The sequence below is a fragment of the Thermotoga sp. genome, assembly GCF_021162145.1.
Lineage (GTDB): Bacteria > Thermotogota > Thermotogae > Thermotogales > Thermotogaceae > Thermotoga.
The window spans coordinates 1-5,535 of record NZ_JAGGZH010000040.1; the positions used below are offsets into that span (position 1 = coordinate 1).

The window sequence follows — 5,535 nt, forward strand, 5'->3', positions numbered from 1 at the left end:
CGCTCGTTCCATATTAACTATGTGGGATGTAAAGGCAAAAGCAAATACAACTTACACAGTGATTTTTAACGTTCCATATTAACTATGTGGGATGTAAAGACACTTGAGAGCCGTGTCTCCAAGAATGAGTCCCTGGTTCCATATTAACTATGTGGGATGTAAAGATCAGAACTTTGTTCGCAAATCGTGTAGGCCCAACACTGGTTCCATATTAACTATGTGGGATGTAAAGAAGAAAGAAGAGTAATGTCAGAGAGTTTATTTCCTTGTTCCATATTAACTATGTGGGATGTAAAGGTATTAAAATACACAAAGGATCCTTGGGTTGCGTATAGTTCCATATTAACTATGTGGGATGTAAAGACCACATCAAAACAAAAAACACTGACAAACTTATTACTGAACGGTGAAACATCTGATGAATCCGCCACGGAAGAACTTTAAAAGATATTGGAGATCGAACTTCTTCTAGATGTATCAGGATATTCATTTCATGTGTTTCTAGATAATCAACAAGCAATTAGGAGGTGTAACAATGACGAATTCAAAACAAAACAAGTCAAAGAAAATTCTTGTTGCATTTTACTCCAGAGATGGCCATACAAGAAAAGTAGCAAAACTTATTGCAAAGCGCTTGAACGCTGATATTGACGAAATAGAAGATAAAAAGCCGAGAAAGGGGCTTATAGGATTTCTTATAGCTGGCTACGATGCAACTCGCGGTAAAACTACAGAGATAACCTTTTCGAAGGATCCTTCGGATTACGAAATTGTTATATTAGGCAGTCCTGTCTGGAACGGCAGGCTGACACCAGCAGTGAGAACCTACCTTTTAGAAAACAAAGAAAAGATTAAAAAAGCCTGCTTTTTTGTTACATGTGGCATTAAAGGTGGAAAAGCTTTAACTCAGATGCATGAAATCTATGGCGGAGAGGTTTTAGGTGAAAAAGTGGTGGCAAGAAAAAATCTTGAGGAGGAAGCCAGGCGATTTGCAGAAGAGTTAAAGTCAATGATTTAGAACTCTTTCGTACCATGCCCAAAAAACAAAAAGGGAGCCAGCGCTCCCCCTAAACTCTCTGAACACCGTCTGTGCTTTCTATCTGAAGGAAAGAGGGTTCTATTCCAAACTGCTCTTTGTAAGCTTCAAAAAGTTCTTCTTTTAGACTTTCGAAAACGCCTTTTTTCGACAAAACAATAACGCTTCCACCAAATCCACCACCAACCATCCTTGCACCAAGAATTCCATCTTTCTCCCTTAAGAAATCCACGATGAAATCTGTCTCTTCACACGATACTTCATAAAGATCTCGAAGACTTTCGTGCGAAGCAAAAAGCAGCTTTCCAAGTGTCTCAAAGTCTCCTTTTTTCAACGCTTCAACGCTTTCCAACACTCTTTTGTTTTCTTCAAGAACGTGTTGAGCACGTTTCCTCAAAGTGTCAGGCAATTTGCTCAGTTCCTCCTCCCTTATTTCTCGAAAACTTTTCTTTCCCAGTATTTTCAAAATCTCTTCGCATTCTCGTCTTCGTTTGTTGTACTCGGAAGAAGAAAGTTCATGCTTCACGTTAGAATCCACAAGGTCTATCTCGTAGCCTTCCAGCTTCAAAGGAACGTATTCGTATTCCAGTGTCATTGTGTCCAAGAAAATCGCATGATCCTTTTTCCCAAATGTGGATGTAAATTGATCCATGATACCACATCTGACTCCAACAAATTCTACTTCCGCCTCGCGTGCGATTTTCACAAGCTCTAATTTAGGAAGGTTGAATCCAAAGTACTCAGAAATTGCAAACGCGCTTGCAACCTCAATGGCAGCAGAACTTGAAAGTCCCGCTCCTACTGGAAGGTTGGAAGACACTTCTATTCTTACAGGTGGAACGTGGTAGCCTCTCTTTTCAAAAGATTTCATAACACCCACGATGTAATCAGTCCAGCTGTTGAGCTTCTTTGGTTCATCCATCTCCACCGTTTCATTCATGGTTTCCGAGCAAAAAAGGTACTTTTCAGACCTTTCTATTGAAAGAAAGACAAATCTGTTCACCGCAAAGGGCAAGACGTATCCATCGTTGTAGTCTGTGTGTTCTCCTATGATATTTATCCGCCCGGGCGCCTTCACCTTCATATCTCCACCTCCGTTTCTCTCAACTGCTTTGCTGCCTCCTCTGGAACAACGGGATTTATGAACGCCCAAGTTCCTGTCTCGACGCTCGCCATCCATTTCAGCTTATCTTTGTCCCTTTTTGGCGGGTTGAACTCCACGTGGAAGTGGAAGAAGTGAGAGACGTCCTCCCCATTGAAAGGTGCTTGAAAGAACATCATCATATAAGGAAATTCCTGGTCGAAAAGTTTGTCGTATTTTGCAGTAACCACTTTGAGCACTTCTGCGAATTCTTTCTTTTCTTCCTTTGTGAGTTCTAAAAGAGTGCTCACATGTCTTTTTGGGTAAATGTGCACTTCGTACGGGAAGCGTGCATAGAAGGGAACGACTGCGATGAAGTTCTCCGTTTCGTACACCTTTCTCTCTTCTTCCTCGTTTTCCAGTATTTCGCAGATGGAGCACCTTCTTTTTTCCTCGTACCATTTTCTCATCGCCTCTATTTTCACCTCTATTCTTTTTGGAAGGAAAGGAAAGGCATAGATCTGACCGTGTGGATGGGGAAGGGAGGCACCGACCTCTTTTCCGCGGTTTTCGAAGATGAAGATGTACTTCACAAAATCGTGCTGAGAAAGATCCCTGGTTCGGTCCACCCACATTTCAACGAGTTTCTCTATCTGTTTCAGGGGCATTCCGGGAAGGGCAGTGTTGTGATCGGAGGTGTAGACCACCACTTCACAGATGCCCTTTGATTCCCTTTTTTTAAAGGGGCCTTTTTCCTTCCAGTCCACTGGCGGAGGATCCTTCCTGAGAGAAGGAAATCTGTTTTCGAAGGTCACAAGATCGTATTCTTCAGGGAGCTCCAAACCTCCCACACATATAGGACACTCTGTTTTGGAAGGCTGAACCGGCCTCTTTTGAGTGGCGGCAGACACAATAATCCATTCATCTGTAAGGGGGTTGTACCTGAGCTCCATCATGCTTTCTCACCCTCTTCATAGAAGTAGAAGTTTCTTCCATCTTCCCGTTTCACAATTTTTTTGTTCAAAGAGGAAGCACCCTCTTTCTCCAAGTGGTAGTCTCTATTCTCGAGATCCACTGTAAGAGACACATTCCCTGATTTCGTTCCAGATGAAACTATTTCATATTTCATATCCATAGCCATAATGTTCTTAACACGCGGTTTTCCACCAAGAAGTTTTAAGGTTTCTTTCAGCACTCTCTTTCCGTGTTCTCCTACAAGCGAAAGATCATCGCTCTCTATGATCATGTTGTCTAAGGCACCACAAGTGTAGGAGTAAAGTTCCCTTTCTTTTGGAGTGAGTTCTACCTTTTCTTCCCTAAGAATGAGACAGTCTGGATCGTTGAGCCAGAGTCTGTCGTGCATGAAATACCTTGTGATGGTGTTCCTGAGGGCCCATTTTGCAGCCGGAACTCCTCTGTCTGGTATATCTTCTCCCCAGAAAGGTGCGGTGTCTGGTCCTATTCGCATTCCGTCCACGTATCCAACTGCAGGGAGAAGAGGAGAACCGCAACCAAGGATGAACGATTCTTCACCGACTGCCTTTCTTATCGTTTCCATTCCCAGCCTGAACGCTTGAATAGGAGTGATTTGTTTCTTTCGCACTCCAGGTATTGCTCCTGCGAAGAGAAAGTCTATTTTGAAGTACCTGTATCCCATCTTTTTTAATGAACCGAAAAGGTTGAAGAGCCAGTCAAGGACTTCTTCATTCGAGAGATCAAGTGCGTATATTTTCTTCTCCCAGTTTCTGTAAGCCATTTTCGGAGCATTGTCTTCCTTCACAATCCACTCCGGATGAGAGTTGAAAGCATCAGAAGTTTCCGAGACACTGAATGGAGCAGTCCATATTCCCGGAATGAATCCGTTCTTTTCTATCGTTTCTGCCATTTCTCTCACACTGGGAAAGTCCCGCCTCGTGATGAGCCAGTCACCAATGTCTTTTTCGTATGCATCATCTATCTGGAAAACCTCAAAAGAAAAGTCTTTTGCAAGTTTCAAATTCTTCAGAGTTTCTTCCCAAGTGAGATCTAAAAAGTAGTGATACCAGCTACACCATCCAATGGGAGTATGCCGGGGCACCCTTGCAGCATTTTCTTTTCCAACAAGCTCTGCGTATTTTTCTAGAAGAAGAGAGGTATTTGGATCTTCAAGAATCACAAAGGGTTCTAGTGGAACAAAATCATCGAATTCTACACCAAAGTAATCCAGGTACGCGATAAGTTCCCCGTTTTCGATAGCAAAGAAAGGATGGGCAATTCGGGAGCTGAGGAAACCAAAAACTCTTCCTTCCTCTGCAACAAAATAATCACTTTGAAGACTTTTTTCAAGAACATCTGGTACAACAGAGGCAGTGTATTGCCAATTTGGATCTATTTCTGAAGGAGTATATTTTGACACTTCCACCACTTTACAGGGTCCCCAGGATTGCCAGTTGTTCACAAGAAGCTTCTCTGGTGCTTTCACTCGAAAGATTTCCAGTCTGCCGGGATTTCCTTTTACTCTTCCAGAAACTTTCCAGCCAAGATGAATTTTCTCTATTTTCCACTCGAGAGTGTAGTCTTTTTCTTCAGAAACAAAACTGCCTTCCTTGAATCTTCTTTTGAATATTTCCACATAAATCACCTCACGTAGATTGTCTTTCTGGTGTTGAAATTTGTGGCAATCAGGTGGTCTCCTTTTGACAATCCTTCAATCTCAAACCTGACTACTTCTTTCTGGAACGCTGGAACAACTACTCTTTTTGTTGAGTACTCTTTTTCGTCGATGAACAGCACTATTTCTTTTTCTCTGCTTACAGCCGAGTTGTTATGGAGAGACAGAGTCACCTCCAGTGTTTCATCTTCAAAGATAAGATCCTTACTGGTAGTCATTTCAACACAAAGCTCTTCAGTAAAAGACGGAAGCCTTCTCCATAGCGGAATGTCAGAGCAGACCCTCATTCTGAATGAATAACGATAGGGAATCGGAAGGAGTCTGTATTCAAGATGAGGCAGGGCGCCCCAGCTGTCATCTCCTCCTACTCCCATTTGTTTGTAGTCAACGTTCACGGTGACAAAATCTCGTTCTGGAAGTTCGTTTACATGTTCTGCTTCTTCAAGATCTTCCATGGAGAAGGTCCAAACGCTGAAATCTATCTGAGGAATACCTGACACAAAGAGAGAAACCTCACCGTCTGAGAGAGAGAACCATCTCACGTCGGATCTGTTTCCTGTCTCTTGAGGCCTTACGTATTTGTGTATCATATCAGATACTTTCTTTCCATAAATTGCAAAGACTCCACTTTCTTTCCTGTCCCAGTACGTTTCGTGCGGACCACGTCCATACCATGTAACTTCATCGAATTCTTTTGAAAGTTTGAACTGAACCTAAATTCTTGGAGTGTACTGCACGCACTATAGGGGGATCAACGTCGAACAAAAC

At 42.5% G+C, this 5,535-nt stretch carries 4 protein-coding genes, 1 pseudogene and 1 CRISPR repeat array; of the genes and pseudogenes, 1 reads left to right on the forward strand and 4 read right to left on the reverse strand.

The annotated features are described in order from the left end of the window. The first annotated feature begins 5 nt into the window (after positions 1-5). A CRISPR array of direct repeats spans positions 6-363; the repeat unit is 29 nt; unit sequence GTTCCATATTAACTATGTGGGATGTAAAG. Positions 364-535: 172 nt separating this feature from the next. Beyond that, positions 536-1,018: a hypothetical protein gene (locus J7K79_RS03220; protein WP_296905121.1), complete on the forward strand. Its 483-nt coding sequence runs from the start codon at positions 536-538 to the stop codon at positions 1,016-1,018. A 49-nt stretch (positions 1,019-1,067) separates the two neighbouring features. Here J7K79_RS03220 and J7K79_RS03225 read toward each other — a convergent pair whose 3' ends face one another. From J7K79_RS03225 to J7K79_RS03240, 4 genes and pseudogenes are all read right to left on the reverse strand, one after another. Beyond that, positions 1,068-2,120, reverse strand: coding sequence for a galactokinase (locus J7K79_RS03225; protein WP_296905123.1), 1,053 nt, complete (start codon positions 2,118-2,120; stop codon positions 1,068-1,070). Continuing rightward, a complete protein-coding gene (gene galT / locus J7K79_RS03230; protein ID WP_296905125.1) occupies positions 2,117-3,073 on the reverse strand; it encodes a galactose-1-phosphate uridylyltransferase in 957 nt (318 codons plus the stop codon). The genes J7K79_RS03225 and galT overlap by 4 nt, the downstream gene beginning before the upstream one ends. Next, positions 3,070-4,728 (reverse strand): alpha-galactosidase, encoded by a 1,659-nt coding sequence (gene galA, locus J7K79_RS03235; RefSeq protein WP_296905127.1) that lies wholly within the window; start codon positions 4,726-4,728, stop codon positions 3,070-3,072. The genes galT and galA overlap by 4 nt, the downstream gene beginning before the upstream one ends. Positions 4,729-4,733: 5 nt before the next feature. Continuing rightward, positions 4,734-5,492 (reverse strand): annotated as a pseudogene (locus tag J7K79_RS03240) (beta-galactosidase small subunit); the annotation flags it as partial. Positions 5,493-5,535: the final 43 nt, after the last annotated feature.

Bases quoted from the DNA above. Each gene is read 5' to 3' on its own strand.
- J7K79_RS03220 (WP_296905121.1), top strand. From the start codon at position 536: ATGACGAATTCAAAACAAAACAAGTCAAAGAAAATTCTTGTTGCATTT.
- J7K79_RS03225 (WP_296905123.1), bottom strand. From the start codon at position 2,120: ATGAAGGTGAAGGCGCCCGGGCGGATAAATATCATAGGAGAACACACA.
- galT (WP_296905125.1), bottom strand. From the start codon at position 3,073: ATGATGGAGCTCAGGTACAACCCCCTTACAGATGAATGGATTATTGTG.